This is a genomic window from Pseudomonas sp. Irchel 3A18, from assembly GCF_900187465.1.
Classification (GTDB): domain Bacteria; phylum Pseudomonadota; class Gammaproteobacteria; order Pseudomonadales; family Pseudomonadaceae; genus Aquipseudomonas; species Aquipseudomonas cichorii.
In genome coordinates this window covers 321,338-347,866 of record NZ_FYDI01000004.1, presented here as the reverse complement: position 1 = coordinate 347,866, position 26,529 = coordinate 321,338, and the positions used below count along the sequence as shown (strand labels likewise).

Sequence of the window (26,529 nt, the reverse complement as noted above, 5' to 3'; positions counted from 1 at the left end):
GGGCGTGCTGGCAACCCCGAGTGCCGGATGGTCGGTCGCCGTGGCGGGCTGCATGAGCGCGCTGCCCGCCGCACGGTTATTCAACTGGTGTATTCCGGGCCGACTCCGACGCCCCACAGCACCACGGTAAAGGCCATGATCGCTACCAGCACCACCAGGCCTACGGCCAGGATGGAGCTGGAAAACATGAAGCCTTCTTCCTCGGGAATATCCATGAAAGTCGGCAGCCCGACATAGAGCAGGTAAACCGTGTAGCAAATGGCCGCAGTCCCCACCAGCATTCCCAGCCACATATGGGGATACAGCGCCGCCAGCCCGCCGATGAACAGAGGCGTGGCCGTATAGGTGGCAAACGCAACACATTGCGCCAAGGTGGGTGTGGCGTCGTAGGTGCGGGCCATCCAGTGAATGAAGCCACCCATTACCGCGACACCCAGCAACATGGAAATGTATGACATGAGCGTCATACCTATCGCGCTGGCGTGGGTCAGCATCACTGGCGGGCTGTCACCGATGGCCCAGCCGATCTGGGTCGTACCTATATAAGCGGAAACCGCCGGGATCGCGGCCAGGATCAGAGTGTGAGTGAGGTACATGTGGCCAATGCTTTCTTCTTCGCCACGTATCTGTCTCCATTCCCGATCGGGATGCGTGAACAGTCCCCAGACGTGATGGATCATAGGATGACTCCTTCATCTTGTGGATTGAAGGCCACAAGCCTGAATGCGACCTCATCACGCAGTATAGAAAGCATGGTCTGGCCATGAGCGACGGGCTTAGAGTGTTTGGCGATTTACCATGGCCTGTTAATAGCAGTGTTCCATAAGCCAGTGGTTTAACGATCCGCAGGTTGTGCGTAAAATGGTCGCCCTTTCCCCCGAAGTCACCAGCGGATACCACCAGCATCATGGGCACCCTTTCAGTCAATCAGAACAAACTGCAGAAACGCCTGCGTCGGCTGGCCGGCGAAGCGGTTACCGACTTCAACATGATTGAAGATGGCGACAAGGTGATGGTCTGTCTCTCCGGCGGCAAGGACAGCTACACCATGCTCGACGTGCTGATGCATCTGCAGAAGGTCGCGCCGATCAAGTTCGAGATCGTTGCCGTGAACATGGACCAGAAGCAGCCGGGTTTCCCGGAACATGTGCTGCCAGCCTATCTGGCAACCCTGGGTATCGAATACCACATCGTTGAAAAAGACACCTATTCGGTGGTCAAGGAGCTGGTTCCGGAAGGCAAGACCACCTGCTCGCTGTGCTCGCGCCTGCGTCGTGGCACCTTGTACACCTTTGCGGATGAAATCGGTGCCACCAAAATGGCGCTGGGGCATCACCGCGACGACATCGTCGAAACCTTCTTTCTCAACATGTTCTTCAACGGTTCGCTCAAGGCCATGCCGCCCAAGCTGCGTTCCGACGATGGTCGCAACGTGGTGATCCGCCCATTGGCTTACTGCCATGAGAAGGATATTCAGGCGTATTCGGACTTCAAGGAATTCCCGATCATTCCTTGCAACCTGTGCGGCTCCCAGGAAAACCTGCAGCGTCAGGTGGTCAAGGAAATGCTCATCGAGTGGGAGCGCAAAACGCCCGGCCGGACCGAAAGCATCTTCCGCGCCTTGCAGAACGTTCACCCGTCGCAACTGGCCGACCGCAACCTGTTCGACTTCACCAGCCTGCGCATGGACGAAACCGCAGCTTCGCGGTTTGTCAATGTGGTGAATATCTGACCGGCAATCAGTGGTTGACGGTGAAGGCCAGCATCGCCGAGAGCTGGCACATCGGACGCCCGCTCTGGGCATGCCACTGATTGAAGACATCCTGCACGATGGCCTGATCGCGCTTGCTGGTCGGTACTCTATCGACGATGTTCTGCGCGTTCAGGGCAGCCACTACATCCTGGCTCGGGATAAAAGTGTCCTTGCCCACCATGCGCAGGAAGCGCGGCGCTGAAAGCCCACCCATCTGATTACCGTGCTTTGCCAGGTATTGCCACAGGCCGGTGATGTCATCGACCGGCCACTGGGCGATGAAACTGGCGAAGCTGCCGTGTTCCTGGGCGATATCCAGAATCAGTTGCGCATTGCGCGGCACGCTCTTGAGTTTGCCCAGGTGACGAATGATGCGGGTGTCCTGCATCAGCCGCTCCAGATGGTCGGCCCCCATCAGCACGACCTTTTCCGGATCGAAACCAAAGAACACCTCCTCGAACGCAGGCCACTTGGCATCCACCAGACTGTGTTTCAAGCCGGCACGAAATACCCGCAAGGCCATGGTCGACAGATAGCGATCATCGCCGAAAGCCATCAGTTGCTTCGGCGTATGCGGCACCGGCAGCAGCGCCTCAAGAGCCTTGGCGGAGCCGAAACGGTTCAGGCAGTATTCGTTCAGCCATTTGTAATCGTGCATCGGTTCTCCATTAAATAAGTGGGCATATCGTAGAAGCGAATTCATTCGCGAATATCAGCCTTCGCGAATAAGCGGAGCGCCGCCCGATTCTCTCCTACGGGGTTCGATCAAGCTGTGAACGCCAGCGAACATACAGCAACGCACTGATGAATACCGCCACACTGGCCAGCATTTCCAGCACGCCGAACAGCCAGCGGTTCGGGTCGAAGGCCGCCAGGGCGCCTTTGATGAAATACAGGTTGATGACAAAACAGGTCCAGGAGTGCCCTCGTGTTTTACCCAGCAGCATGCCGGGTGCCAGCAACAGCAAGGGCAACAGCTCGATGGCCAGAATCACGCCGGGGCGTGCGCCATGCAGGTCGGCGATGAACAGGTAATACACCGACAGCAGGGCGATCATGCCCAGAAAGCAGATCAGGCTCGCGGCCCGGCTGATGCGTACCCGTGGCTCCAGCCATTCCCTGGGCGGCAGCACTTTGGGCTTTTTAGCCACGCGGGGTCTCCAGTTGCGACGCGGTTTTTGCCAGACGCTGGCCAAGGGCGCGGCACAGTTCGGTTTCATGGCGATCCAGCGGCCGTTTGCCGTCAGCTCCGGCATGGTGGCTGGCGCCATACGGCGTGCCGCCGCCGGTGGTTTCCAGCAAGGCGGCTTCGCTGTAAGGCAGGCCCATCACCAGCATGCCGTGGTGCAGCAATGGCAGCAGCATCGACATCAGTGTGGTTTCCTGGCCGCCATGCAGGCTGGCGGTGGAAGTGAACACACTGGCCGGTTTGCCCACCAGAGCACCGGTCAGCCAGAGGTTGCTGGTGCCGTCCAGAAAGTACTTGAGTGGCGCGGCCATGTTGCCGAAACGGGTCGGGCTGCCCAGTGCCAGGCCTGAGCAGTTCTTCAGGTCGTCCAGCGTGGCGTACAGCGCACCGTTTTCCGGGATCTGCGGCGCGGTGGCTTCGCAGTCGGCGGAAACGGCGGGCACGGTGCGCAAGCGTGCTTCCATGCCGCCCATTTCGATGCCGCGAGCGATCTGGCGGGCCATCTCGCTGGTGGAGCCGTTGCGGCTGTAGAACAGAACCAGAATGTAGGCATCGCTCATGGCAATAGCTCCAGTATGTTTTCTGGAGGACGACCGATAACCGCCTTGTCACCTGCGACCAGGATCGGCCGCTCAATGAGTTTGGGGTGCGAAGCCATGGCGGCGATCAGTTGCTCGTCGCTCAGGCTCGGGTCTGCCAGGTTCAGGGCCTTGTAGTCATCTTCGCCACTGCGCAGCAATTGCCGTGGGCCAATGCCCAGTTTGCCCAGCAGGTCGTGCAATTGTGCGGCGTCCGGTGGGGTTTCAAGATACAGAACGATGTCCGGAGTCAGGCCGCGGGCCTGCAGCAGTTCCAGCGCGCCGCGGGATTTCGAGCAGCGCGGGTTGTGATAAAGCGTCAGATCAGTCATTTGCAGGTCGCATCTTGCCTAGAGTGGCGCGTATTCTACCTGCGCGACGGCGCGGGTCGACATGATCAGGCGCATATCGGTGAACCGTTTATAGAGAAAGTCGAGGAAGGAAGCACAGATGGCGAGGCGATTGGCAGCGGTAGCGATGTTTGTTGGCAGTTTGCTGTTGAGCGGTTGTGGCGCGGACCTGGGCGTGGACCAGAACGGCCAGAAGGTGTCCAGCGAACGCATCGACAACCATTGGCTGGTGATTAACTACTGGGCGGAGTGGTGTGGCCCGTGCCGTACCGAGATTCCCGAGTTCAATCACTTGTCCGAGGAACTCAAGGACAAGAAGGTCAGCGTGCTGGGTGTCAATTTCGACAACCTGCAGGGCGACGACCTGAAAAATGCTTCCAATGCCTTGGGCATCAAATTCACCGTCCTGGCCCAGGACCCTGCCGAGCGCTACAACCTGCCACCTTCCGAAGCACTTCCGGTGACCTACATCATCGACGACAAAGGCAAGATGCGTGCGCAGTTGCTCGGTGAGCAGAGCGCACAGGGCGTGACGGACAAGTTGAAGGCATTGCGCGGCGAGGGCTGAAGTGGGAGCGAATTCATTCGCCCCCACAGGCCACAGGGTGTGGCTTGATCAGTCTTCAGGCCAGAACCGCAATGGCTTGCCTTCGGCTGGCCACAGGCGCAATTGCTCGATGGGCGAAATATCCCAGCGCTGCACCTTGCTCAGTTCTTTCAAGAAACGCTGCTCCTGTTCCATCAAGGGCGGTACGCACATTTTGCGTGTGTTGCCGATGGGGCCGAAGCTGATGGTCTGGCCCTTGAGGGTGTAGGGCGCGAACCAGTGGTTGCAGCCTGCGTTGCCGTAGGCGCGGCCATCGGCGCCCAGGGTCATGGTCAGGCGGCTGCTGTCGATCAGCGGACGTTCGCCGATCCACTCCAGCACATAGCTCTGATCCTGTTCGATGGGTTTGGGCTCAGTCGCACAGCCTGCCAGCAGGGCACTACCGATCAGGCTCAGTACAGCCAGGTGTTTCATGCCGCTTTCTCCTGACACTTTCTGCATGTGTGTTTTTCACCTTCGGTCTTCCAGCCCAGCTCGGCAATGCGTGCAACGGCGGCGGGTTTCTGGGCCTTGGTGCCAAGCTTGCTCTCGACCATGAACTCGAAGTCCAGCTCGGCAGAGCAACTGTCGCAATTGACCTTCCACTGGTGGATCGCCAACTCGTCGAACACCGGGCCATTGGCCACTGCGACCCATTGGCCGGGCGGGTTGATGAGGTGCCGGACTTTCTCCACCGACAGACGCATATAAAGGCTTTTGCTGCCCTTGATGGTCACCAGTAACTGGTCATTGTTGTGGATCGAGCCGCCGTTACCGGTGACTTGATAACGCCCGGGGCCCAGCGTACGGCACTCGGTGAGAGTGTGTTGCGGGTTGAGCATGCTGTAGCGGAAATCGTGTTCGACCATGGGTCCTCCAAATTGCGCGTATCTTATCACGCTTGGGCTTCTACCCGGTTTTGCGGAGTACCTGCATTCCACGCTGCAATATTATCCAGGGTTGTACGGGCAATGGCGCCCAGGGCTTCCTGAGTCAGAAATGCCTGATGCGCGGTGATGATGACATTGGGGAAGGTCAGCAGGCGCGCCAGCACGTCGTCCTGCAAGGGCAGGTCCGAGCGGTCGGCGAAGAACAGTTGCGCTTCCTCTTCATAGACATCCAGCCCCAGGTACCCCAGTTGCCCGGTCTTGAGGGCGTCGATCAATGCAGGTGTTTCCACCAGGGCGCCCCGGCCGGTATTGATGAGCATGGCGCCGCGTTGCAGGGTGGCCAGTGATTGCCGGTTGATCATGTGGCGGGTCTGCTCGGTGAGCGGGCAATGCAGGCTGATGATCTGCGCCTGTTCAAGCAGGGCGGGCAGGCTCAGGTATTCGGCGCCCAGGGCCTGGACTTCCGGGTTCGGGTAGGGATCGTAAGCCAGCAGCTTGCAGCCAAACCCCGACATGATCTTCGCGAAGGTTGCGCCGATCTGCCCGGTGCCGATCACGCCTACGGTCTTGCCCACCAGATCGAAACCGGTCAGGCCATGCAGGCTGAAGTCGCCTTCGCGGGTGCGGTTGTAGGCGCGATTCAGATGGCGGTTGAGGGCCAGGATCAAGGCCACGGCGTGCTCGGCTACGGCATGGGGTGAATACGCCGGAACCCGGACTACGGCGATGCCCAGTCGCTGAGCGGCTTGCAGGTCCACATGGTTGTAACCCGCCGAGCGCAGCGCAATCAGCTTGGTGCCACCGGCTGCCAGACGCTCCAGTACCGGGGCGCTGAGGTCGTCATTGATAAAGGCGCAGACCACCGGGTAGTCATGGGCCAGCGTGGCGGTTTCCAGGGTCAGGCGAGCTGGCTGGAAATGCAGTTCCAGGCCATCGGTTGCCTGGGCTGCCAGGAAGCTTTCCCGGTCGTAGGTCTGGCTGCTGAAAATCAGGGTGCGCATGGGTGTGGTCTTCCTTGAGGAGTTGGGCTTTTCGCGAATGAATTCACTCCTGCCGCGTGTGGCGTAGGAGCGGATTCATCCGCGAACAGGCTCGGCTTCAGGCCGTGACACGTGCCTCAACGGCCAGCCGGGTAATGGCTTTATCCAGATCGTCCAGCGCCTCGATAGCCTCTGGCGAATCCTGTTTGAGCAGGGTTTCGGCACGTTGGCAGGCTGCGCGCAGTTGCGGTACGCCGCAGTAGCGTGTGGCGCCGTGCAGGCGATGGACGCGTTCGATCAGGCCCTGAATGTCTTCGGCGGCTCGTGCCAGACGGATGGCTTCGCGGTCTGCATCCAGCGATGCCAGCAGCATGGCCAGCATGTCGGTCGCCAGATCGGGTTTGCCGGCAGCCAGACGCAAACCTTCTTCGTGATCGAGCACCAGCGGGCCGGCATGGCTCTGCTGGGTATCGGACGGACGTTCCGGCAGCGGCGTGCGCAAGGCCAGGCCTGTCCACTTGAGTACCACCTGAGCCAGTTGTCGCTCGCTGATGGGCTTGGTCAGGTAATCGTCCATGCCGCTTTGCAGCAGGGAGCGCTTTTCATTGGCCATGGCATGGGCGGTGAGGGCGACGATGGGCAGGGACGTACACTGGCGCTCCAGTTCCCAGACTCGAATCGCTTCAGTAGCCTGACGTCCATCCATGCCGGGCATCTGCACATCCATCAGTACCAGGTCGAAGGTTTCGGTCTGCACGCAATGCAGCGCCGCATAGCCACTGTCGACCGCAACGACCAGCGCGCCCATGTCTTCGAGCAGGGTCTGGACCAGCAACAGGTTGGCGGGGTTGTCGTCCACGCACAGGACTTTTGGCGGACGACTGGCCAATGGCTGGACAACGTCGGTGCGCACCACTTTGGGCGCAATCAGTTCCGACAGGGCTTTCTGCAGTTTGCGGGTGCAGGCAGGTTTGGCCTGCAACTGGTTATAGACATCCGGTACCGACAACTGGAACAGCGCCTGCTCGGTGGTCGGGCACAACACCAGCACCTTGCAGCCCAGGTTCTCCAGATCCCATATGTGCTGACGCAGGCGCTCCGGCGGGATTTCATGGGCCGTGACGCCCAGCACCGCCAGATCGATGGCTGTGGAGGTCTGGTGGGCGGCGGTCACCCCGTTGAGCAGGTTTTCCAGGTTATTGAAGATCAGGGTTTCAAGCCCGCAGTCTTCCAGTTGGTGTTCCAGAGCCTGACGGGCCAGTTCATGGTGCTCAAGCACGGCAGCGCGAATGCCTTCCAGAGGCTTGTACAGCAGCTCTTCGACTTCTTCCCGGGCCTTGGGCAGCGTCAGCGTGATCCAGAACTCCGAGCCGATGCCCGGCGTGCTGTCCACGCCAATCTCGCCGCCCATCTGCTCGATCAGGCGCTTGGAAATCACCAGCCCTAGGCCGGTACCGCCCGGTTGGCGGGACAACGAATTGTCCGCCTGACTGAAGGCCTGGAACAGGGCGCGTACATCCTGGCTGGACAGGCCGATGCCGGTGTCCTGAACGCTGATGCGCAACTGCGCGTGTTCCTCGGTTTCGTCTTCGACCATGGCCCGGGCGACGATGGTGCCTTCGCGGGTGAACTTGATCGCATTGCTGACCAGATTGGTCAGGATCTGCTTGAGGCGCAGCGGGTCGCCCGACAGGGACAGAGGCGTGTCGCGGTAAACCAGGCTGACCAGTTCAAGCTGCTTGGCATGGGCCGCAGGCGCCAGAATAGTCATGGTGTCCTGCAACAGGTCCCGCAGGTTGAACGGCACGTTTTCCAGTACCAGCTTGCCGGCTTCGATCTTGGAGAAGTCGAGAATCTCGTTGATGATGCTCAGCAGGCTGTCGGCCGACTTCTCGATGGTGTTCATGTAATCGCGCTGGCGCGGAGTCAGCTCGCTTTTCTGCAACAGATGGGTGAAGCCCAGAATGCCGTTGAGCGGCGTGCGGATTTCATGGCTCATGTTGGCCAGGAACTCGGATTTGATCCGGCTGGCTTCCAGTGCTTCCTTGCGTGCCAGATCCAGTTCGATGTTCTGGATCTCGATGGTTTCCAGATTCTGCCTGACGTCTTCCGTGGCCTGATCGACGCTGTGCTGCAATTCTTCCTGGGCATTCTGCAAGGTCGAAGCCATGCGATTGATGCCTGAGGCGAGCACATCCAGTTCCGCGCTGCCCAGCGGCGGTACTCGTGCTTCGAGGTTGCCGTCCTTGAGTTGCGACACCGCCTGTTTGATCTGGCTCAGGGGTTCATTGATGGTGCGGCTCATGCGTACCGCGACAATGGCAGTCAGCGCCAGGCCGAAGAGGATCAGCAGGCTGCTGACGAACAGGCTGCGATAGCCACGCAGCAAGGTGCCGTTGTGGGAGATTTCCAGTTCAACCCAACCCAGCAGCCGGTCGGCTTCGGCGGGGATGATTTCGCTGGTCAGGTGGCGCTGATTGCCAAACACCGGCAGCAGGTAACGGGTCGCATCGTTGGCAGACGTGTTGAGCAACTGGGTGCTGTTACCGATGGGTGAAGGCGCGATCATGCTCGGGCCGGCATGGGCAAGGGGATTGCGCTCGGGGTCCAGAAAGGACACCGAACGTACATCGGCCTGTTCGAGGGTCTGGGAGGCGATGCGACTCAGGAGGGTCTTGTCTCTGCGCCCCAGCGCGGGGGCGGACAGGGGCGCCAGTTCCTGGGCAATCATTTCACCGCGTTGCAGCAACTGGCCCTGCAACTCGTGAAGCTGCATCACCGTGAAGTAAGTGCCCATCATCAGCGCGATCAAACTGGCCGGCAGAATAGTCAGCAGTAATACGCGGCCTTTTATACCCAGTTTGGTCAGCACAGCTTTCTCCACCTGTCGGAATCAGTCCATCGATATCGTTTCAGGGCAGTCTAGCCGCTTACCCTGAAACGCATATTACATGCCGATACGCTCTTGGGGTTGCGGGAAGTCAAGGCTTGTGAGGCAAGAGCCGAAAAATATCGCTTATTCCTTTTGGTGATAAGAAGCGCACTTTGCGTGATATGGGCTTTGGGCGTTTGCCGTTATGATAGTGCCCCCCGCAGTCTGGATCGCGAATACGCCATGACCTTGCAGTATCAAACCATTGCCGATTGCGTCGGCAACACCCCGCTCGTGCGCCTGCAACGCATCGCGGGTAATACCAGCAATACCCTCCTGTTGAAGCTCGAAGGTAACAACCCGGCTGGCTCGGTAAAAGACCGCCCGGCGCTGTCGATGATTACCCGTGCCGAACTGCGCGGCCAGATCCACGCGGGCGACACTCTGATCGAAGCCACGTCCGGCAATACCGGCATCGCCCTGGCCATGGCCGCGGCGATCAAGGGTTACCGCATGATTCTGATCATGCCGGACAACTCCAGTGCCGAACGCAAGGCTGCCATGACCGCCTATGGCGCGGAACTGATTCTGGTCAGCAAGGAAGAGGGCATGGAAGGCGCACGTGACCTGGCTGAGCGCATGCAGGCCGAAGGCCGTGGCAAGGTGCTCGATCAATTCGCCAACGGTGACAATCCCGAAGCGCACTACACCAGCACCGGCCCGGAAATCTGGCAGCAGACTGGCGGCACCATCACCCATTTCGTCAGTTCCATGGGCACCACGGGGACCATCATGGGCACCTCGCGCTACCTCAAGGAGCAAAACCCCAACGTGCAGATCGTCGGTCTGCAACCGATGGAAGGTGCTGCGATTCCCGGCATCCGCCGCTGGCCTCACGAATACCTGCCGCGCATCTATCAGGCCGATCGTGTCGATCGCATCATCGACATGGCCCAGCTTGAAGCCGAAGACACCATGCGCCGGCTGGCACGCGAGGAAGGCATCTTCTGTGGCGTGTCGTCCGGTGGTTCTGTAGCCGGCATGCTGCGCCTGTCCCGTGAAGTCGAAAATGCGGTCATGGTCGCAATCATCTGTGACCGCGGCGACCGTTACCTGTCGACCGGCGTCTACGACGCGCCCAACTGATGGCCAAACAACAAAGAGGGCTGCGCTTCCAACCCGCTGGAGGCGTCAAGGCTGCGCAGATCCCTGCTGGCAAGAAACAGCGGCTGACCATTGATCGCCTGTCCAGTGACGGACGCGGCATCGCCTTTCTCGACGGCAAGACCTGGTTTGTAGCAGGCAGCCTTGAAGGTGAGGAGGTCGAGGCGCGGGTGCTCAATGCCCACGGCAAGATTGTCGAAGCGCGTACCGAGCGAGTGTTGCAGGCCAGTGCCCTGCGCCGCCCGGCTGCGTGTGAGCATTTTGGTCGCTGTGGCGGTTGCAGCGTGCAACATGTGCCCCATGAAGAACAGCTTGCCCTGAAACAGCGCATGCTGGCCGAGCAGTTGCAGCGGGTCGCGAATGTCGTGCCGGATGAATGGGCTGCGCCATTGGCGGGTTCCGAACTGGCCTACCGTCGACGTGCGCGCATCGCCGTGCGCTGGGATGCCAAGGCCAAGCGGCTGGATGTGGGCTTTCGTGCGGCAGCCAGTCAGGACATCGTCAGCATCGAGCATTGCCCGGTGCTGGTACAGGCCTTGCAACCGATCATGACGCAACTGCCTGCCTTGTTGAAAAGCTTCAGCAAACCTCAGTCGCTGGGTCACGTTGAATTGTTCAGCGGCTCTTCCATTGCCGTGTTGCTGCGTCACACCGCGCCTCTGGCTGAGGGTGATCTGGCCATGCTGCAAGGGTTCTGCAAGGAGCATGACGCGCAACTCTGGCTGCATGGCGAAGGCGAGCCTCAACCGGCAGACCCGGATCAGGCATTGGGCTATCATCTTGATCCATGGAATCTGCAGTTGGCCTGGAGGCCGGGGGATTTCATTCAGGTCAACGCGGCGGTGAATACCGCGATGATCGAGCAGGCGTTGCAGTGGCTGGCGCCCAAGGTTGACGAGCGAGTGATGGATCTGTTCTGTGGCCTGGGCAATTTTGCGCTGCCGCTGGCCGGGATGGCCCGGGAGGTGGTTGCGGTCGAGGGGGTTGCGACCATGGTCGAGCGTGCCTCTGCCAATGCAATGAGTAATGATCTGCATAACGTCAGGTTTTTTCAGGCGGATCTTTCCCAGCCGCTGACACAAGCAAGCTGGGCCGCTGACGGATTTTCTGCGGTACTCTTGGACCCACCGCGCGACGGGGCTTTTGAAGTGGTGCGTCAGATCAGGAAATCAGGCGCCAGACGGTTGGTTTATGTTTCATGCAACCCGGCAACTTTGGCTCGCGACACGGTCGAATTGGTCAATCAGGGCTACCGATTAAAACGTGCCGGAATACTCGATATGTTTCCACAGACGGCCCATGTCGAGGCGATGGCTTTATTTGAAGCGAGTAAGTGAGCAGCGGTTCATTGGATCGAGTCAGCTGCTGACAGGGAATCTCGTTTAATCCGACTGGCCCGCGAATGCCGGTCCTTGCTTGCCCGGCAAGTGGCATTCGCTCAAGAAGGCTGGCGACTGAAGGCGCTATTCATCGCGCCGTAGGGAAGGTAAGCAGCATGGTACAGGTGAGAGCGCACCAGCCGATAAACACAGACGGCAGTATCAATCTCGATGCATGGCTGGATCACATTGTCAGCGTCGATATGGTCCTCGATCGGGAGGCCATGAAAGAGGCCTGCGAATTTGCCCGGCAAGCCGAGCAGAAGGACAACGCTTTAAAGAATCACTGGGCAGACGGTACCTCCAGTTTCCAGACCGGTCTGGAAATCGCGGAAATCCTGGCTGACCTCAAGCTCGATCAGGACTCCCTGATCGCAGCCGTCATCTATCGGGGCGTGCGCGAAGGCGTGATCCCCTTGCAGGATGTCGAGCAGCGCTTCGGTTCAACCGTCGCCAAGCTGATCGACGGCGTACTGCGCATGGCGGCGATCAGTGCCAGCCTCAGCCCTCGCCAGTCTCTGGTGCTGGGCAGTCAGGCGCAGGTGGAAAACCTGCGCAAGATGCTGGTGGCGATGGTCGATGACGTGCGTGTGGCCCTGATCAAGCTGGCCGAGCGTACCTGTGCGATTCGTGCGGTAAAGAATGCCGACGACGAAAAACGCAATCGCGTGGCCCGTGAAGTCTTCGATATCTACGCACCTCTGGCCCATCGCCTGGGTATCGGTCATATCAAGTGGGAGCTGGAAGACCTGTCTTTCCGCTACCTTGAGCCTGAGCAATACAAGCAGATCGCCAAGCTGCTCCATGAGCGGCGTCTGGATCGTGAGCGCTTCATCAGCGATGTGATGTCGCAACTGGAAAACGAACTGCTGGCCACCGGCGTCAAGGCCGACATCAGTGGGCGTGCCAAACACATCTATTCCATCTGGCGCAAAATGCAGCGCAAGGGCCTGGCTTTCAGCCAGATCTATGACGTGCGTGCCGTTCGGGTACTGGTCCCGGAAATGCGCGACTGCTACACCGCGCTGGGGATCGTGCATACCTTGTGGCGACACATTCCCAAGGAGTTCGACGATTACATCGCCAACCCCAAGGAAAACGGTTATCGCTCGTTGCACACCGCCGTTATCGGGCCGGAAGGCAAGGTGCTGGAAGTCCAGATCCGCACGCATTCCATGCACGAAGAAGCCGAGTTGGGCGTCTGTGCGCACTGGCGCTACAAGGGCACTGACGTCAAATCCGGCTCCAACCACTACGAAGAGAAAATCTCCTGGCTGCGTCAGGTGCTCGAGTGGCATGAAGAGTTGGGTGATATCGGCGGTCTGGCAGAGCAGTTGCGGGTCGATATCGAGCCGGACCGTGTCTACGTCTTCACCCCGGACGGTCATGCCATCGACCTGCCCAAGGGCTCGACACCGCTGGACTTCGCTTATCGGGTACACACCGAGATCGGCCACAACTGCCGTGGCGCGAAGATCAATGGCCGGATCGTGCCGCTCAACTACAGTCTGCAGACCGGCGAGCAGGTCGAGATCATCACCAGCAAGCACGGTACGCCGAGCCGCGACTGGCTGAACTCGAACCTGGGTTATATCACCACATCCCGGGCGCGGGCCAAGATCGTTCACTGGTTCAAGCTGCAGGCCCGTGACCAGAACGTGGCGGCAGGTAAAACCCTGCTTGAGCGCGAACTGGCACGGCTGGCACTGTCGCTGGTGGATTTCGAGAAGCTGGCGGACAAGGCCAACTACAAGACCGCCGAAGACATGTTCGCCGCTCTGGGCGCAGGCGACTTGCGTCTGGCACAACTGGTCAACCTTGCCCAGCAGCAGGTCGAGCCGGAACGTATCAACGATGTTGAACTGATTCCACGCAAGGCCACCGGCTACAAACCGGGCAAGCGCGGCGATATCCAGATCCAGGGCGTCGGCAACCTGATGACGCAAATGGCCGGCTGCTGCCAGCCGCTGCCGGGGGATGCCATTGTCGGCTATATCACCCAGGGCCGTGGCGTGAGCATCCACCGTCAGGATTGTGCCTCTGTGCTGCAATTGGGGGGGCGCGAACCCGAGCGGATCATTCAGGTCAGCTGGGGGCCGGTGCCGGTGCTCACCTATCCGGTGGACATCATCATCCGCGCCTACGACCGTTCCGGGCTGCTGCGTGACGTCACCCAGGTCCTGCTCAACGAGCGGATCAACGTTCTGGCGGTCAACACCCGCTCGAACAAGGAAGACAACACCGCGCTCATGTCGCTGACCATCGAGATTCCGGGGCTGGATGCATTGGGTCGGTTGCTGGGGCGTATTGCCCAGTTGCCGAACATCATCGAGACACGGCGGAACAGAACGCCGTAGGCGGCTGTAAGTTTTAAGCTGCAAGCTGAAAGCTATAAGGCAAAAACGAGCTTGTAGCTTGAAACTTGTAGCTTTCAGCCTGCCGCTGCGACTGAAAGGAGCCCCATGTACTCAATCAACGATCTGCTCACTCTCATGTCCCGTCTGCGCGATCCGCAATACGGTTGCCCGTGGGATCTGAAGCAGACTTACGCCAGTATCGTGCCCCATACGCTGGAAGAAGCTTATGAAGTGGCCGATGCCATCGAGCAGGGCGATTTCGATCATCTTCCCGGTGAGTTGGGCGATCTGCTGTTTCAGGTGGTGTTCTATGCCCAGTTGGCGAAAGAAGAGGGACGTTTCGAGTTCGAGGGTGTCGTAGACGGCATCGTTCGCAAGTTGCTGCGTCGTCATCCCCATGTGTTCCCCACCGGTGAGCTGTATGCACCATTGGAAACACCGCGCCTGACCGACGAAGAGGTCAATCGGCGCTGGGACGAGATCAAGGCTCAGGAGCGCGCCGAGAAGGCGGGGGCGCCCGAGCAGCTTTCATTACTCGACGACGTGCCCACGGCTCTGCCGGCGCTGTCCCGTGCGGTCAAGCTGCAAAAGCGTGCAGCTCAGGTCGGTTTCGACTGGCCTGCGGCCTTGCCGGTGGTCGATAAGGTTCGTGAAGAACTGGATGAAGTACTCGAAGCCATGGCCGAGAATGATGCTCAGGGTATGGCCGAGGAAGTGGGCGATTTGCTGTTTGTGGTCGTCAATCTGGCCCGGCATCTTAAAGTTGACCCGGAAACTGCGCTACGCTCGGCCAATGGCAAGTTCGACAGGCGCTTCCGATTTATTGAACAGGCATTGCACCAGGCCGGGCGTCCCATCGAAGATTGCACTCTCGATGAAATGGACGCTCTGTGGGGCGAAGCCAAACGTCAGGAAAAGAGCACGCCCGGCTGCGGCTGAGCGTGTGGTATCTGCATAAGCGAGTAGACAATGAGCCTTTCCCTTCGCGACCAGTTGCTCAAGGCAGGTCTGGTCAACCAAAAGCAGGCCAAGCAGGTCGGCAAAGAAAAGCAGAAAGAACAGCGTCTGGCGCACAAGGGCCAGATCCAGATCGATGATTCGCAAAAGCGTGCAGCCCAGGAGGCCCAGGCCGAAAAGGCCAGGCGCGATCAGGAACTCAATCGTCAGCAGCAGGAGAAGGCCGAGGCCAAGGCCCGCACCGCGCAGATCAAGCAATTGATCGAAGTCTCGCGCCTGCCCAAGCTCACGACCGAGGATTACTACAACTTCGTCGATGACAAGAAGGTCAAGCGCATCTCGGTCAATGCCCTGATGCGCAACAAGCTGAGCAGTGGCTCGCTGGCCATCGTGCATCACGGCGGCGGTTATGAAATCATTCCCCGTGAAGCGGCGTTGAAGATCCAGGAGCGCGACCCACGCCGTGTCGTGTTGCTCAACACTCCGACCGAAGCGCCGGATGCAGATGATCCGTATGCGGCCTATCAGGTGCCTGATGACCTGATGTGGTAAGTCTCTTGCGAACAAAACAAAACCCGCTCAAGGCGGGTTTTGTTTTGCGCTCGAATTATTAGTGAGTGCGCTGGTTTTCCTGCTCTTCCAGCTCCGCCTTGTAGTTATAGGCGTCTGACTCTACGTGAAACATCCCTACCAACTGGTCCTGTTGGTAAACGTCCCAGATCTGAATGCCATCCGCAACGGCTTCATGAGAGAGGTGGGCTTCGTCACGCTCAGTAACTTTAACGGTCATATTGATAGCTCCTGACTCTAGAAACTGCGGCGATGTGTCGCAGGACTCTTTTATAGAATCGGTTAGCTTGCTAAGTAAACAGGCAATTTTTCCGGTACTGGCCTATTGAACTTTTTGCAGGGCTGGAGGCTTTGACTGGCGGGGCTTTCAGGTTTTGCGAGGGGGAAATGAAGGATTCTTCATGAAGTCTTTTCGCGAATGGATTCGCTCCGGTGGGAGCGAATCGGGCGGCGTTCCGCTCATTCGCGAAAAAGGATCAGCTACCTTTTACAGCCTTGCCGTTGACGGTGCCGTCCAACAGCATGATGTTGTATTCCTTGCCGTCGGTTTCGACCTGTTGCAGGCGAACCAGCAGGTAATCCCAATCCTTGGCGAACCACAGCACGGTGGTGCGCTTGCTTTGTGTCGGGTCACGTACGCGTTCGACCTTGATGGCATCGACCTGGCCGGCTTTGGTGGCGACCTTTTCCGAACCCAGCACGCGGAAGTCATAAGTATCGATTTCGTCACCGTCGACGACCTGATAGCTCATGCTCTTCTTGCCGGCTGCCACGTCATGCTGCAGGGCCAGCTGGTAAGTGGACTTGTCGAGAACGCCACGGTTGAGCGCAAGCTTGATGGCGTCACCACGGTCGGTGCCGGTCACGAACTTGGCGTTCCAGTCGAAGGCCAGATCAACCTTCTTGGACTTGCCCAGGCCGCTGCGCTCGAAGTTGTAGGTCTGGGGCAGCATCACCTCTTTGTCGACTTTCAGCGTGCTGACTTCCGTCAGGCTGGCGATCATCATCGAGGCCTTGAAGCTGAGGGTCCAGGTACCGTTGGGGCCGGCTTCCAGGCTGCGTTCGGCCGTACCGCTCATAGGAAGCTGCTTCCAGTCGGCGGTATAGCTGGCGGAGAAGGGTTGAAGATCTGCTGCATGTGCCGCAGGCAGTGCGAGCAGAGCGAAAGCGAAGAGCAAGGCACGACGCATGGTATCTCCTAGTCTTGAATCAAGTGTCCGGTGGGCGGAAGTAACTTGCCATCCAGTAATGAACCCTCATCGCCAAGACGCAATCGGCCTTCGGCGAACCAGCGTATGGCCAGCGGGTAGATCCGGTGTTCTTGCACATGGACCCGTTGCGCAAGTGTGGCTGGCGAGTCCTGCAACTCTACTGAAATCACAGCCTGTACGACCAGTGGCCCGCCATCGAGTTCCTCGGTGACGAAATGCACGCTGCAGCCGTGTTCGGTATCTCCGGCTTCAAGCGCACGCTGGTGAGTATGCAGGCCTTTGTAGCGAGGCAGCAGGGAAGGGTGGATATTGAGCAGGCGACCCTGGTAGTGACGAACGAAGTCCGCCGTCAGGATGCGCATGAATCCGGCCAGTACCACGAGTTGTGGCTCGAAGGTGTCGATCAGTTCCATCAGGGCGCTATCGAAGGCCTCGCGGCCTTCGTATGCCTTGTGATCAAGAACGCAGGCTTCGATACCTGCGTCTCTGGCGCGTTGCAGTCCGAATGCGTCTTCCCGGTTGGAAATGACGGCGCGGATGCGGACGGGGCTGGCCCCGTCCTTGAAACTGTCGATCATGGCTTGCAGGTTGCCACCGGTGCCGGACAACAGCACCACGACATCACAGGTGGCAGACATCAATGCGCCTTGAGGTTTTTCAGCTCGACTTGTGCTGCACCTTCGGCCGCGGTAGCGATCTGGCCGATGACCCAAGGTTGCTCGCCTGCTTCGCGCAGTACGTTCAGGGCGGTTTCAACGTGCTCCTGGGCAACGCAGATCACCATGCCGACGCCGCAGTTCAGGACGCGGTGCATTTCGTTTTCTTCAACGTTGCCTTGCTGCTGCAACCAGTCGAATACTGCCGGACGCTGCCAGCTGGCGACGTCGACCACGGCTTGTGCGCCTGCTGGCAGTACACGCGGGATGTTGTCCAGCAGGCCGCCACCGGTGATGTGGGCCATGGCCTTGACCGCGCCGGTTTCCTTGATCAGCTTGAGCAGCGGCTTGACGTAGATGCGGGTTGGGGCCATCAGCAGTTCGGTCAGGGGCTTGCCGTCCAGCTGGATGTTTTCGATATCGGCACCGGCGACTTCGATGATCTTGCGGATCAGCGAGTAACCATTGGAGTGCGGGCCGGACGATGGCAGGGCGAGCAGGGCGTCACCGGCAGCCACTTTCGAGCCGTCGATGATGTCGGCCTTTTCCACGACGCCGACGCAGAAACCGGCCAGGTCGTAGTCTTCGCCTTCGTACATGCCAGGCATTTCTGCGGTTTCGCCGCCAACCAGCGAGCAGCCGGCCAGTTCACAGCCAGCGCCGATGCCGGTTACTACCTGGGCTGCGGTGTCGACGTTGAGTTTGCCGGTGGCGTAGTAGTCGAGGAAGAACAGCGGCTCTGCGCCACAGACCACCAGATCGTTGACGCACATGGCGACCAGATCGATGCCGATGCTGTCGTGCTTGTTCAGGTTCAGGGCCAGACGCAGCTTGGTGCCGACGCCGTCGGTGCCGGAAACCAGAACCGGTTGCTTGTAGCCGGCCGGGATTTCGCAGAGGGCGCCGAAACCTCCCAGGCCGCCCATGACTTCCGGACGCTTGGTGCGCTTGGCGACGCTCTTGATGCGTTCGACCAATGCTTCACCGGCGTCGATGTCTACACCGGCGTCTTTGTAGCTCAGGGAGGGTTGCTTGCTCATAAAAATCCAGGCCTTTAGGGGGGATTCGGGGGTATCGACCGCTGCGGCGGGGCCGGTTCAGGGTTGCGCTTTCGCGCAGTGCCGTTCGGGCCGCCACCATCGCCAGTCTGCGAAGGCGCGCGATTTTATCAGGCTTGCTGCCCGTGAGCCATCCTTGGGCCGACGGGCAGGGGGTATCAGGCAAAAATAAAATCCCCACGGGCGACGCAGGCCTTCCTTAATAAGCTGTAATTTAATGTGAATGATTGGCAACGACCTGCTGTCTGAGGCATGTTGAACACCTTCATACGGTTTTCAATACCGTTTTTCCGTTCGGGAACTGTCCATGCGTTTTTCTAGATTCCTTTTCGTCGGCTGCCTGTCCCTGTTCAGCCTGCCCGGCCTTGCCGAGACCGTGAGCAATTTGTACCAAGTCCGTGAAACCGTCAGCGGCCAGTCGCCCGAGGAGCGTACTCGCGCCACTCAGGCGGCTCTGGAAACCCTGGTCGTGCGCCTGACCGGCGATGCCAAGGCTGCCCAGGGCGCGGCCTTGTCCGGGTTGCGCAAGGATCCGCAACAGATCATCAGCCAGTACGGTTATGAAGCCGGACCGCCGGAAACCCTGCTGGTGGATTTCGATCCGGCCACCACTGACCGCTCCCTGCGTCAGGCCGGTCTTGCGATCTGGGGCAGTAATCGTCCATCGATCCTGGGCTGGTGGCTGCTGGATTCCACTGAGGGCTCCAACCTGGTAGGTGACGGGCAGGCTGCCGCCGAGCCTCTGCGCCGCGCTGCTCAACACCGTGGCCTGCCTTTGCGCCTGCCCCTGGCTGACCTGAGCGAACAGGGTGTCGGTACCGCGCAGAACCTTGAAAGCAACGATGCTACGCCGTTGAAAGAGGTCTCCGAGCGCTATGGTGCCGACGCGATTCTCGCTGTGCACGCCAAGGAAGAAGCCGGGCAGTGGCAGGGCAAATGGCGCTTGTGGCTGGGTGATCAGCGCGAGCAGGGCAGCGCCACGGGTGCCAACCCTGAAGCGCTGGCCGATTCCATTCTCCTGGCGGTGAGCCAGCGGCTGGCTCCGCGTTTTGCAGCCAAGCCTGGCGCATCCACCGGTCTGGTCTTCCAGGTGCAGGGCATGAATCTGGAGCGTTACGCGCAATTGCTCAATCTGCTCGAACCGTTCGGCGCCCGCCTCAAGTCGGTCGAGGCTGATCGCGTGACATTTGAAGTCACGAGCAGCCCGGAGCAGCTACGCTCGCAATTGTCCCTGGCAAAATTGCAGGAAGTGCCCGCCAGCGAAGCGGCAGCCGCTACACCGCCGCCAGCAGCGCCAGTCGATGCCGCCGCCTCACCGGCTCCTGCTGCGGATGCGCCAATGATTGTCCCGGTGTCTGCACCGCAACTGTATTTCCGTTGGTAGTCCGGCAAAGCGTGCCGGATTACGTTTTCTCTTGGGGTTGGGGTCATTGATGACTGATACGAAGCGTTGGTACTTGCCTGTCGGGATTGTCCTGCTGGCTTTGTTCATATTCATGCTGCATCCGATCCTGATGCCTTTTCTGGTAGCGCTGCTGCTGGCCTACATGGGTGATCCCCTGGTGGATCGCCTGGAAAGGCTCGGTATGTCGAGAACCCTGGGCGTGGTGGCGGTATTCGGTTTGTTCACGCTGGTGCTGATGGCCTTGCTGCTGGTGCTGGTGCCGATGCTGGCCAAACAGTTGTTCCGCCTTTATGAGCTGGCGCCGCAGATTCTCGACTGGCTGCAACATACGGCCTTGCCGTGGGTGCAGGCCAAGTTCGGCCTGTCTGAAGGGTTCTGGAAATTCGACAAGCTCAAGACCGCGCTTTCCGAGCATATGGGGCAGGCGGGGGATATCGTCAGCGTGGTGCTGTCCCAAGCCACGGCGTCGAGCCTCGCGCTGATCGGCTGGCTGACCAATCTGGTGCTGATCCCTGTGGTGTGTTTCTACCTGCTGCGCGACTGGGACTTGATGACGGGTAAGGTTCGTGGCCTGCTGCCGCGCCATCGTGAAGACCAGGTGGTGAAACTGGCTGGCGAATGTCATGAAGTGCTCGGCGCGTTCATTCGTGGCCAGTTGCTGGTGATGGTCGGTCTGGGCGTGATCTACGCCGCCGGTCTGATGCTGGTGGGCCTGGAGCTTGGTCTGCTGATCGGCGTGATCGCCGGGCTGGCTGCCATCGTGCCTTATATGGGGTTCGTGATCGGTATTGGCGCTGCGCTGGTGGCCGGTCTGTTCCAGTTCGGCGGTGAGTTGTATCCGCTGCTGGGCATCGTCGCCGTGTTCATGATCGGCCAGATGCTCGAAGGCATGGTGCTGACGCCGTTGCTGGTGGGCGACCGCATCGGCCTGCACCCGGTGGCGGTGATCTTTGCGATCCTGGCGGGTGGCGAACTGTTCGGTTTTACCGGCATTCTGCTGGCGTTGCCGGTGGCGGCCGTGATCATGGTCTTGTTGCGCCATCTTCATGACCTCTATAAAGGTTCTGAAGCCTACAGCGGCATGGAAGACCCTGATCTATAGGGCTTTTCAACGTGTCTGAATTCGGTGTTCAGGCGTTTTCGCCAGCAGGGCCGCCCGGGCCCTGTTGGCGAAGGTTTGCGCTGTCAAAGCGCAAGTCTTTGATTTTGCTTGGGGTATGGCGCATTGTGCCGTCGACGCCACGGGTATAAACTTTGCGCACTTTCCCAGAGGTCCCTAACGGTTCGCCTGAACCGTGCCCGTCAGCATGAAACCGATTCAGCTGCCCCTGAGTGTCCGTCTGCGTGATGACGCCACTTTCATCAATTACTATCCCGGCGCCAATGCTGCGGCTCTCGGCTATGTCGAGCGCCTGTGCGAGGCTGACGCGGGGTGGACGGAAAGCCTGATTTATCTGTGGGGCAAGGATGGGGTAGGGCGCACGCACTTGCTGCAGGCAGCTTGCCTTCGTTTCGAGCAGATGGGTGAACCTTCTGTTTATCTGCCACTGGCCGAAGTCATCGATGAAGGCGTCGAGCTGTTCGATCACCTTGAGCAGTACGAGCTGGTCTGCCTGGATGACCTGCAAGCGGTCGTGGGCAAGCCGGAATGGGAAGAGGCGCTGTTTCATCTGTTCAATCGTCTGCGTGACAGCGGGCGTCGCCTGTTGATCGCGGCTTCTCAGTCGCCTCGCGAACTGCCGGTCAAGTTGCCGGACCTCAAGTCTCGTCTGACCATGGCGCTGGTGTTCCAGATGCGTCCGCTGTCCGATGAAGACAAGCTGCGCGCCCTGCAACTGCGCGCTTCCCGTCGCGGTCTGCACCTGACCGATGAAGTCGGGCATTTCATTCTTACCCGTGGCACCCGCAGCATGAACGCTTTGTTCGAGTTGCTTGAGCGTCTGGATCAGGCCTCTCTTCAGGAAAAGCGCAAGCTGACCATTCCCTTCCTCAAGGAAACCCTGGGTTGGTAGATCAGGCCTTGCTGCTGCAGACGGCGGCAGCATTGCGCCATGCACAGCGGATCCTGGTGATTACCGGTGCGGGGCTTTCGGCGGATTCGGGTCTGCCCACCTATCGCGGTGTAGGCGGTCTTTATAATGGCAAGACCGATGACGGCCTGCCCATTGAGGTGGCGTTGTCCGGGCCGATGCTGCGCCGTGATCCAGAGCTGTGCTGGAAATACATCGCCGAACTGGGCAAGGCGTGTCTGGGTGGCCAGCCCAATGCCGCGCATTACGCCATTTCTCAATTGCAGCGGATGAAGCCCGAATGCTGGGTGCTGACCCAGAACGTCGATGGCTATCATCGTGCCGCTGGCAGCCCGCCGGAACGCCTGATCGAGATCCATGGGCAAATGGCTCCACTGTTTTGCCAGTCCTGTGGCGAAGAAGACTCTCATCTGAGTGAGCACTTGCTGCGGCCGCTGCCGCCTTTGTGCCAGAAGTGTAGTGGCGTTTTGCGACCGTCCGTCGTGCTGTTTCAGGAGATGTTGCCTGAGAAAGCTCTTGAAACACTCTATGAAGAAATGGCCAAAGGCTTTGATGCGGTGTTGAGTATCGGCACCACTGCCAGCTTCCCCTACATCCACGAACCTGTCTTGCGCACCCGTATTTGCGGGGGATTCACGGCAGAAATCAATCCGGCCCCCACCGATCACAGCGCCCAGATGGACGTTTTTCTGCAGTGCCGTGCAGCACATGTCATGGAAAAACTCATAAGTCACATTTGACTCGATTGAATTTGCAAATCATCTTGATAGCGGGCATAGTCTCGCCTTCTTAACAGTTCAGCCACGGTCGTGCCCATGCAAGTAGTACGCTTCGCACCCCTCGTGCCCCTCGCACTCGTTACTTTTTTGTTTGGTTGCTCTGCCAATTTACCGGTTTCTCAAGAGCAACAACCGCAGTACCAGAATTCGATCAGCTCGCAATCTCCGGCTCGCCGTGCAGATGCAGCCATGTTGCAGGAAGAACTCGCCACCGAAGAAGAACTGGCCGGTTTTGCTGACAACAAGCCTTACCAGTTGCCGGTTCTGGCCGACAGCATCTTGGAGCGTGGCAAATCCCTGATCGGTACTCGCTACCGTTTCGGTGGTTCTTCGACCACTTCGGGTTTCGATTGCAGCGGCTTCATCGGTTATCTGTTTCGTGAAGAGGCTGGCATGAGCCTGCCGCGTTCCACTCGCGAAATGATCAACGTGAATGCGCCTCTGGTGTCGCGCAATGACCTCAAGCCCGGTGACCTGCTGTTCTTCAGCACCCGTGGTCGCGGTCGTGTGAGCCATGCAGCCATTTACCTGGGTGACGATCAGTTCATCCATTCCAGCAGCCGCCGTAGTGGTGGTGTGCGCATCGACAGTCTCGATGACGCCTACTGGAGCAAGACGTTCATCGAGGCCAAGCGTGCTCTGGCAATGGCTCCTTCCAGCGAGCCTGTACAGACCACTGCCATGACATCGACTACACTCAAGCGCCATAAATGATGCAGTGCGCAGACAGGCATGAGCCTGTCTGCATTTTCAGCTTCTCGGCAGTGTTGGCCGCATCCAGATCAGGTTGTTGTGGTTATGTCGATTACGTTACGTCTGGCGGTCATTTCCATCGCAGCGTTGCTGGGTGCATGTGCCAGCTCGCCACCTCCTCAGCCCCGTGTCGTTCAGCGCCCGGTGCTTTCTGCTCCCCCGCAAATTCTCTCTCAGGCTGCCGAAGACGTACTGTTTCGTGCGCTCGGGCTGGTCGGCACGCCTTATCGCTGGGGCGGCAACACGCCTGATTCGGGTTTCGATTGCAGTGGCCTGATCGGTTATGTCTATCGTGACGCGGCGGGTATCTCGTTGCCACGCTCGACTCGCGACATGATTGTGATGGGCGCGCCGAATGTCGGGCGTGAGCAGCTGCAATCCGGTGATCTGGTGTTCTTCGCCACTTCCGGTGGCTCGCAGGTTTCCCATGCGGGCATCTATGTCGGAGAAGGCCGCTTCGTACATGCCCCGGCGACCGGTGGCACCGTGAAGCTGGACAGCCTGGACAAGCCGTATTGGCAAAAGGCCTATCTCAACGCCAAGCGCGTGATCCAGCCCTCGAACCTGGCGCAAAATACCACCGCCCCTTAGGAGCAAATTCAGTCGCAAAGCTCTTTTTCGTGAGTGAATTCGCTCCCACGGGGCAGGGTGATGCGCTTATTTCGCTGACGTCACCCGCCAGATCTTGTTGCCCACATCATCCGCCACCAACAATCCGCCATGCTGGTCATTGACCACGCCCACCGGACGGCCCTGGGCTTTTTCGTCTGCACTCAGGAAGCCGGTCAGTACATCCACGGGTGCGCCATTGGGTTTGCCGCCGCTGAAGGGGATGAACACCACTTTATAGCCGCTGTGTGGCTTGCGGTTCCATGAGCCGTGCTGGCCGATGAACAGGCCTTCGTTGAACGGAGCTGCGAGCGTCTTGCCGTCGGCGAACACCAGCCCCAGCGATGCGGTGTGCGGGCCGACTGCATAATCGGGCGATATGGCCTTGGCGACCAGTTCCGGTTTCTGCGGTTTGACCCGCTCATCCACATGCTGGCCGTAGTAGCTGTAAGGCCAGCCATAGAAGCCGCCATCCTGCACCGAGGTCACGTAGTCAGGTACCAGGTCGCTGCCGATCTCGTCACGTTCGTTGACGGCGGTCCACAACTTGCCGGTGTTGGGCTCCCAGTCCATGCCATTGGGGTTGCGCAGGCCCGAGGCGAAAATCCGGTGCTGGCCGGTGGCAGCGTCCACTTCCCAGATCGCGGCGCGGCCTTCTTCCTGGTCCATGCCGTTTTCGCCGACGTTGCTGTTGGAGCCGACCGTCACGTACAGCTTGCTGCCGTCCTTGCTGGCAATCACGTTCTTGGTCCAGTGGTGATTCAGCGTGCCGCCAGGCAAGTCGACGACCTTGGTGGCCTGGGCGCTGATGGAGGTCTGGCCGGTTTCATAAGGGAAGCTGATCAGGCGGTCGGTATCGGCCACGTAAAGCTTGTTGCCCACCAGCGTCATGCCGAACGGCGAGTTGAGGTTTTGCAGGAAGACTGTGCGGGTTTCGGCCACGCCGTCGTGGTCCTTGTCGCGCAGCAGGGTGATGCGGTTGGCGCTGGGCACACCGGCTCCGGCGCGGCCCATGACTTTTTCCATGACCCAGCCGCGTACGCCTTTGGAGTCGTCAGGCTTGGGTGGTGAATTGGTTTCCGCGACCAGCACGTCGCCATTGGGCAGCACGTACAGCCAGCGCGGGTGATCCAGGCCTTCGGCAAAGGCGGCGACCTGGGTGCCGGGCGCGGCGACCGGTTTGGCGTTCTTTTCCCAGCCCACGGCAGGGGCGATATTGACGGTGGGGATCAGGGTCTTGTTCGGTTCGGGCAGTCTGGGCGAGGGGCCGGTGCCATCCGAGACTTGCAGCGTCGAAGACTCGCCGCAGGCTGTGAGGCCTCCTGCAACCAGAAGCAGCAAGGCAAGCCGGGGTCTGAGTGTGAACATGCCGATCTCCATAACGGTCAGTGGCCAGATAAAGATAGGAGGGACCTGAACTGTCGAGGTTCAATCCTCTTGTGTCGATTGACGCTCCCAGCCCAACCCTCTACCCTTCGCGGCTTGTTTCAGGTGCTTTGCAATCCTCGATTGGCAGAGTGAAACAGGGAAGCCGGTGAGGACGCCTTGCAACTCCGATCCCGGCGCTGCCCCCGCAACGGTAAATGAGTCAAGACTGCGCTCGATGCCACTGTGTCCCAGGACACGGGAAGGCGCGCAGGCCAGGCAGATGCCTGCTCATGAGCCCGGAGACCGGCCTGATCCACTCAACAGCATCACGGCGGGCGATGCTCTGCGCAGGGCTTTGCCGTGCTGCCTGATGCTGTCCTTCCGTCTGCTTTCGCGTGCCCTCTAGCGGAGAGCTGAGATGAACGAATCCCCCGAACGTGACGAACGTCATCTGGCGCGCATGCAGCGCAAGAAGGCGGTAATGGACGAGCGCATTGCCAGCGCTCCAAACGAGTGTGGCCTGCTGCTGGTGCTGACCGGTAATGGCAAGGGCAAGAGCAGTTCGGCATTCGGCATGCTCGCCCGGGCCATGGGTCACGACATGCAGTGTGGCGTGGTGCAGTTCATCAAGGGCCGCAACAGCACCGGTGAAGAGTTGTTCTTCCGGCGTTTCCCCGAGCAGGTGCGCTACCACGTGATGGGCGAGGGGTTCACCTGGGAAACCCAGGACCGCCAGCGTGATATCGCCGCCGCCGAAGCCGCCTGGGACGTTTCCCGTGAAATGCTTCGTGACCCGAGCATCGGTCTGGTGATCCTCGATGAGCTGAATATCGCCCTCAAGCATGGCTATCTGGATCTGGAACACGTACTGAGCGACCTGCAGGCCCGGCCACCGATGCAGCATGTGGTGGTGACCGGCCGTGGCGCCAAACCCGAATTGATCGACCTGTCCGATACCGTTTCCGAGATCGGCGTGGTCAAGCATGCGTTCCAGGCCGGAATCCGTGCGCAAAAAGGCATCGAGTTGTGAGTAAC

The 26,529-nt window shown here is 59.6% G+C and carries 28 protein-coding genes and 1 riboswitch; of the genes, 14 read left to right on the top strand and 14 right to left on the bottom strand.

All coding sequences use genetic code 11. From position 1 onward, the window contains the following. Positions 1 to 80: 80 nt before the first annotated feature. A complete protein-coding gene (locus CKW23_RS09970; protein WP_025261352.1) occupies positions 81 to 680 on the bottom strand; it encodes a Yip1 family protein in 600 nt (199 codons plus the stop codon). A 227-nt stretch (positions 681 to 907) separates the two neighbouring features. Between CKW23_RS09970 and ttcA the strand changes: the two genes are divergently transcribed. Further along, on the top strand, positions 908 to 1,732 hold the full coding sequence (gene ttcA, locus CKW23_RS09965; protein WP_025261351.1) for a tRNA 2-thiocytidine(32) synthetase TtcA: 825 nt from the start codon (positions 908 to 910) through the stop codon (positions 1,730 to 1,732). A 7-nt stretch (positions 1,733 to 1,739) separates the two neighbouring features. Here the strand turns inward: ttcA and CKW23_RS09960 are convergent, their stop codons facing one another. The 4 genes from CKW23_RS09960 to arsC form a co-directional block, all read right to left on the bottom strand. Continuing rightward, a complete protein-coding gene (locus tag CKW23_RS09960; RefSeq protein ID WP_025261350.1) occupies positions 1,740 to 2,411 on the bottom strand; it encodes a DNA-3-methyladenine glycosylase I in 672 nt (223 codons plus the stop codon). A gap of 94 nt (positions 2,412 to 2,505) precedes the next feature. Further along, positions 2,506 to 2,904, bottom strand: coding sequence for a DUF2069 domain-containing protein (locus CKW23_RS09955; protein WP_025261349.1), 399 nt, complete (start codon positions 2,902 to 2,904; stop codon positions 2,506 to 2,508). Further along, a complete protein-coding gene (gene wrbA / locus CKW23_RS09950) occupies positions 2,897 to 3,502 on the bottom strand; it encodes an NAD(P)H:quinone oxidoreductase (RefSeq protein ID WP_025261348.1) in 606 nt (201 codons plus the stop codon). Before wrbA ends, CKW23_RS09955 begins: the two co-directional genes overlap by 8 nt. Continuing rightward, the gene (gene arsC / locus CKW23_RS09945) at positions 3,499 to 3,852 is read right to left on the bottom strand and encodes an arsenate reductase (glutaredoxin) (RefSeq protein WP_025261347.1); all 354 of its coding nucleotides are present in this window, start codon (positions 3,850 to 3,852) and stop codon (positions 3,499 to 3,501) included. Before arsC ends, wrbA begins: the two co-directional genes overlap by 4 nt. Positions 3,853 to 3,970: 118 nt before the next feature. Here arsC and CKW23_RS09940 point away from each other — a divergent pair, with 118 nt between their 5' ends. Then, positions 3,971 to 4,438 carry a TlpA disulfide reductase family protein gene (locus tag CKW23_RS09940; protein ID WP_025261346.1) on the top strand — a complete coding sequence of 156 codons (468 nt, stop codon included), beginning with the start codon at positions 3,971 to 3,973 and terminating at the stop codon, positions 4,436 to 4,438. A gap of 48 nt (positions 4,439 to 4,486) precedes the next feature. On the opposite strand, the gene CKW23_RS09935 is transcribed toward CKW23_RS09940, so the two are convergent. The 4 genes from CKW23_RS09935 to CKW23_RS09920 all read right to left on the bottom strand — a co-directional run bounded on the left by CKW23_RS09935 (position 4,487) and on the right by CKW23_RS09920 (position 9,198). After that, positions 4,487 to 4,891 carry an META domain-containing protein gene (locus CKW23_RS09935; protein WP_025261345.1) on the bottom strand — a complete coding sequence of 135 codons (405 nt, stop codon included), beginning with the start codon at positions 4,889 to 4,891 and terminating at the stop codon, positions 4,487 to 4,489. Further along, a complete protein-coding gene (locus CKW23_RS09930) occupies positions 4,888 to 5,325 on the bottom strand; it encodes a hypothetical protein (RefSeq protein ID WP_025261344.1) in 438 nt (145 codons plus the stop codon). Before CKW23_RS09930 ends, CKW23_RS09935 begins: the two co-directional genes overlap by 4 nt. A 26-nt stretch (positions 5,326 to 5,351) precedes the next feature. Then, the gene (locus CKW23_RS09925) at positions 5,352 to 6,347 is read right to left on the bottom strand and encodes a 2-hydroxyacid dehydrogenase (RefSeq protein ID WP_025261343.1); all 996 of its coding nucleotides are present in this window, start codon (positions 6,345 to 6,347) and stop codon (positions 5,352 to 5,354) included. A gap of 97 nt (positions 6,348 to 6,444) precedes the next feature. Next, the gene (locus tag CKW23_RS09920) at positions 6,445 to 9,198 is read right to left on the bottom strand and encodes a response regulator (protein WP_095067499.1); all 2,754 of its coding nucleotides are present in this window, start codon (positions 9,196 to 9,198) and stop codon (positions 6,445 to 6,447) included. 243 nt (positions 9,199 to 9,441) lie between these two features. Here CKW23_RS09920 and cysM point away from each other — a divergent pair, with 243 nt between their 5' ends. The 5 genes from cysM to CKW23_RS09895 all read left to right on the top strand — a co-directional run bounded on the left by cysM (position 9,442) and on the right by CKW23_RS09895 (position 15,607). Then, positions 9,442 to 10,344: a cysteine synthase CysM gene (gene cysM / locus CKW23_RS09915; protein ID WP_025261341.1), complete on the top strand. Its 903-nt coding sequence runs from the start codon at positions 9,442 to 9,444 to the stop codon at positions 10,342 to 10,344. Further along, a complete protein-coding gene (rlmD, locus tag CKW23_RS09910; protein ID WP_025261340.1) occupies positions 10,344 to 11,699 on the top strand; it encodes a 23S rRNA (uracil(1939)-C(5))-methyltransferase RlmD in 1,356 nt (451 codons plus the stop codon). Before cysM ends, rlmD begins: the two co-directional genes overlap by 1 nt. Positions 11,700 to 11,857: 158 nt before the next feature. Continuing rightward, positions 11,858 to 14,098 (top strand): GTP diphosphokinase, encoded by a 2,241-nt coding sequence (relA, locus tag CKW23_RS09905; RefSeq protein WP_025261339.1) that lies wholly within the window; start codon positions 11,858 to 11,860, stop codon positions 14,096 to 14,098. 105 nt (positions 14,099 to 14,203) lie between these two features. Then, positions 14,204 to 15,037 (top strand): nucleoside triphosphate pyrophosphohydrolase, encoded by an 834-nt coding sequence (gene mazG, locus CKW23_RS09900; RefSeq protein ID WP_025261338.1) that lies wholly within the window; start codon positions 14,204 to 14,206, stop codon positions 15,035 to 15,037. A 30-nt stretch (positions 15,038 to 15,067) separates the two neighbouring features. Beyond that, positions 15,068 to 15,607: a DUF2058 domain-containing protein gene (locus CKW23_RS09895; RefSeq protein ID WP_025261337.1), complete on the top strand. Its 540-nt coding sequence runs from the start codon at positions 15,068 to 15,070 to the stop codon at positions 15,605 to 15,607. A 58-nt stretch (positions 15,608 to 15,665) separates the two neighbouring features. Here the strand turns inward: CKW23_RS09895 and CKW23_RS09890 are convergent, their stop codons facing one another. The 4 genes from CKW23_RS09890 to purM all read right to left on the bottom strand — a co-directional run bounded on the left by CKW23_RS09890 (position 15,666) and on the right by purM (position 18,532). Beyond that, positions 15,666 to 15,845, bottom strand: coding sequence for a hypothetical protein (locus tag CKW23_RS09890; RefSeq protein WP_025261336.1), 180 nt, complete (start codon positions 15,843 to 15,845; stop codon positions 15,666 to 15,668). 256 nt (positions 15,846 to 16,101) lie between these two features. After that, entirely contained in the window at positions 16,102 to 16,815 is a 714-nt protein-coding gene (locus CKW23_RS09885) for a DUF3108 domain-containing protein (RefSeq protein ID WP_025261335.1), read from the bottom strand. 8 nt (positions 16,816 to 16,823) lie between these two features. Continuing rightward, complete coding sequence (purN, locus tag CKW23_RS09880) at positions 16,824 to 17,474, bottom strand: phosphoribosylglycinamide formyltransferase (RefSeq protein WP_025261334.1); 651 nt, start codon at positions 17,472 to 17,474, stop codon at positions 16,824 to 16,826. Beyond that, positions 17,474 to 18,532: a phosphoribosylformylglycinamidine cyclo-ligase gene (purM, locus tag CKW23_RS09875; protein WP_025261333.1), complete on the bottom strand. Its 1,059-nt coding sequence runs from the start codon at positions 18,530 to 18,532 to the stop codon at positions 17,474 to 17,476. The genes purN and purM overlap by 1 nt, the downstream gene beginning before the upstream one ends. 325 nt (positions 18,533 to 18,857) lie before the next feature. Between purM and CKW23_RS09870 the strand changes: the two genes are divergently transcribed. The 6 genes from CKW23_RS09870 (at position 18,858) to CKW23_RS09845 (ending at position 24,108) form a co-directional block, all read left to right on the top strand. Beyond that, positions 18,858 to 19,934 (top strand): DUF2066 domain-containing protein, encoded by a 1,077-nt coding sequence (locus tag CKW23_RS09870; RefSeq protein ID WP_025261332.1) that lies wholly within the window; start codon positions 18,858 to 18,860, stop codon positions 19,932 to 19,934. A 49-nt stretch (positions 19,935 to 19,983) separates the two neighbouring features. Continuing rightward, a complete protein-coding gene (locus CKW23_RS09865; protein ID WP_025261331.1) occupies positions 19,984 to 21,057 on the top strand; it encodes an AI-2E family transporter in 1,074 nt (357 codons plus the stop codon). Positions 21,058 to 21,262: 205 nt separating this feature from the next. Further along, positions 21,263 to 21,967, top strand: coding sequence for a DnaA regulatory inactivator Hda (hda, locus tag CKW23_RS09860; protein WP_025261330.1), 705 nt, complete (start codon positions 21,263 to 21,265; stop codon positions 21,965 to 21,967). Then, positions 21,961 to 22,725, top strand: coding sequence for an NAD-dependent deacylase (locus tag CKW23_RS09855; protein WP_025261329.1), 765 nt, complete (start codon positions 21,961 to 21,963; stop codon positions 22,723 to 22,725). Before hda ends, CKW23_RS09855 begins: the two co-directional genes overlap by 7 nt. A gap of 75 nt (positions 22,726 to 22,800) precedes the next feature. After that, entirely contained in the window at positions 22,801 to 23,478 is a 678-nt protein-coding gene (locus tag CKW23_RS09850; RefSeq protein WP_025261328.1) for a C40 family peptidase, read from the top strand. A gap of 84 nt (positions 23,479 to 23,562) precedes the next feature. Further along, positions 23,563 to 24,108 (top strand): C40 family peptidase, encoded by a 546-nt coding sequence (locus tag CKW23_RS09845; RefSeq protein ID WP_025261327.1) that lies wholly within the window; start codon positions 23,563 to 23,565, stop codon positions 24,106 to 24,108. A gap of 66 nt (positions 24,109 to 24,174) precedes the next feature. On the opposite strand, the gene CKW23_RS09840 is transcribed toward CKW23_RS09845, so the two are convergent. Further along, positions 24,175 to 25,494, bottom strand: coding sequence for a sorbosone dehydrogenase family protein (locus CKW23_RS09840; RefSeq protein ID WP_025261326.1), 1,320 nt, complete (start codon positions 25,492 to 25,494; stop codon positions 24,175 to 24,177). 104 nt (positions 25,495 to 25,598) lie between these two features. Beyond that, positions 25,599 to 25,821, top strand: a riboswitch (cobalamin riboswitch). A 91-nt stretch (positions 25,822 to 25,912) separates the two neighbouring features. Between CKW23_RS09840 and cobO the strand changes: the two genes are divergently transcribed. Then, a complete protein-coding gene (gene cobO / locus CKW23_RS09835) occupies positions 25,913 to 26,524 on the top strand; it encodes a cob(I)yrinic acid a,c-diamide adenosyltransferase (protein ID WP_025261325.1) in 612 nt (203 codons plus the stop codon). The last annotated feature ends 5 nt before the right edge of the window (positions 26,525 to 26,529 follow it).

Bases quoted from the DNA above. Each gene is read 5' to 3' on its own strand.
- CKW23_RS09970 (WP_025261352.1), bottom strand. From the start codon at position 680: ATGATCCATCACGTCTGGGGACTGTTCACGCATCCCGATCGGGAATGG.
- ttcA (WP_025261351.1), top strand. From the start codon at position 908: ATGGGCACCCTTTCAGTCAATCAGAACAAACTGCAGAAACGCCTGCGT.
- CKW23_RS09960 (WP_025261350.1), bottom strand. From the start codon at position 2,411: ATGCACGATTACAAATGGCTGAACGAATACTGCCTGAACCGTTTCGGC.
- wrbA (WP_025261348.1), bottom strand. From the start codon at position 3,502: ATGAGCGATGCCTACATTCTGGTTCTGTTCTACAGCCGCAACGGCTCC.
- arsC (WP_025261347.1), bottom strand. From the start codon at position 3,852: ATGACTGATCTGACGCTTTATCACAACCCGCGCTGCTCGAAATCCCGC.
- CKW23_RS09940 (WP_025261346.1), top strand. From the start codon at position 3,971: ATGGCGAGGCGATTGGCAGCGGTAGCGATGTTTGTTGGCAGTTTGCTG.
- CKW23_RS09935 (WP_025261345.1), bottom strand. From the start codon at position 4,891: ATGAAACACCTGGCTGTACTGAGCCTGATCGGTAGTGCCCTGCTGGCA.
- CKW23_RS09930 (WP_025261344.1), bottom strand. From the start codon at position 5,325: ATGGTCGAACACGATTTCCGCTACAGCATGCTCAACCCGCAACACACT.
- CKW23_RS09925 (WP_025261343.1), bottom strand. From the start codon at position 6,347: ATGCGCACCCTGATTTTCAGCAGCCAGACCTACGACCGGGAAAGCTTC.
- cysM (WP_025261341.1), top strand. From the start codon at position 9,442: ATGACCTTGCAGTATCAAACCATTGCCGATTGCGTCGGCAACACCCCG.
- rlmD (WP_025261340.1), top strand. From the start codon at position 10,344: ATGGCCAAACAACAAAGAGGGCTGCGCTTCCAACCCGCTGGAGGCGTC.
- relA (WP_025261339.1), top strand. From the start codon at position 11,858: ATGGTACAGGTGAGAGCGCACCAGCCGATAAACACAGACGGCAGTATC.
- mazG (WP_025261338.1), top strand. From the start codon at position 14,204: ATGTACTCAATCAACGATCTGCTCACTCTCATGTCCCGTCTGCGCGAT.
- CKW23_RS09895 (WP_025261337.1), top strand. From the start codon at position 15,068: ATGAGCCTTTCCCTTCGCGACCAGTTGCTCAAGGCAGGTCTGGTCAAC.
- CKW23_RS09890 (WP_025261336.1), bottom strand. From the start codon at position 15,845: ATGACCGTTAAAGTTACTGAGCGTGACGAAGCCCACCTCTCTCATGAA.
- CKW23_RS09885 (WP_025261335.1), bottom strand. From the start codon at position 16,815: ATGCGTCGTGCCTTGCTCTTCGCTTTCGCTCTGCTCGCACTGCCTGCG.
- purN (WP_025261334.1), bottom strand. From the start codon at position 17,474: ATGTCTGCCACCTGTGATGTCGTGGTGCTGTTGTCCGGCACCGGTGGC.
- purM (WP_025261333.1), bottom strand. From the start codon at position 18,532: ATGAGCAAGCAACCCTCCCTGAGCTACAAAGACGCCGGTGTAGACATC.
- CKW23_RS09870 (WP_025261332.1), top strand. From the start codon at position 18,858: ATGCGTTTTTCTAGATTCCTTTTCGTCGGCTGCCTGTCCCTGTTCAGC.
- CKW23_RS09865 (WP_025261331.1), top strand. From the start codon at position 19,984: ATGACTGATACGAAGCGTTGGTACTTGCCTGTCGGGATTGTCCTGCTG.
- hda (WP_025261330.1), top strand. From the start codon at position 21,263: ATGAAACCGATTCAGCTGCCCCTGAGTGTCCGTCTGCGTGATGACGCC.
- CKW23_RS09850 (WP_025261328.1), top strand. From the start codon at position 22,801: ATGCAAGTAGTACGCTTCGCACCCCTCGTGCCCCTCGCACTCGTTACT.
- CKW23_RS09845 (WP_025261327.1), top strand. From the start codon at position 23,563: ATGTCGATTACGTTACGTCTGGCGGTCATTTCCATCGCAGCGTTGCTG.
- CKW23_RS09840 (WP_025261326.1), bottom strand. From the start codon at position 25,494: ATGTTCACACTCAGACCCCGGCTTGCCTTGCTGCTTCTGGTTGCAGGA.
- cobO (WP_025261325.1), top strand. From the start codon at position 25,913: ATGAACGAATCCCCCGAACGTGACGAACGTCATCTGGCGCGCATGCAG.